The organism is Streptomyces sp. HSW2009 (genome assembly GCF_040240285.1).
Taxonomy (GTDB): Bacteria; Actinomycetota; Actinomycetes; order Streptomycetales; family Streptomycetaceae; genus Streptomyces.
Genome location: NZ_JBEHZD010001156.1, coordinates 1 through 445, shown reverse-complemented (window position 1 = coordinate 445; position 445 = coordinate 1). Strand labels below are relative to the sequence as shown.

1 pseudogene is annotated in these 445 nt (G+C 76.4%); it reads right to left on the bottom strand.

The annotated features are described in order from the left end of the window. Nucleotides 1-445: pseudogene (locus tag AAHZ94_RS35010) on the bottom strand (hypothetical protein); the annotation flags it as partial.

Here is a 445-nt window from a genome sequence, read left to right as displayed (position 1 = left end):
GTTCGGTGGATGGCTCGGCGGGTGGCCCCGTGAGTGGTTCGGCGGTCGGCCCTCCGGACGGTCCGGCGATCGGCGCCGCTGGTGGCGCTGCGGCTGGCGGCTCTGCGACGGGTGGCGCCGTGGCTGGTCGTGCGGGCGGTGGCTGTCCGATGACCTCGCGCGCGAGGGCGACCAGATCGGGCACGGCCGGATGGCTGGGCGGGTCGGTCCAGGCCAGCAGGACCGGCACCGGCGGGGCGTCGACCAGCGGGCGGTAGCTGACGCCCGGGTAGGTGTGCAGATCGGCGGTGGCGGTGGTGCTCACGCCGACGGCACGCCCGGCGGCGATGGCGATCAGCCAGTCGTCGGTGTTGCCGACCTGCACGGTCGCCGACGGCCCGCGGCCGGCCGGCCACAGGTCGCGGCGGGTGGTGCCGGAGACCCGGTTGAGCGTGATGACCTGCCC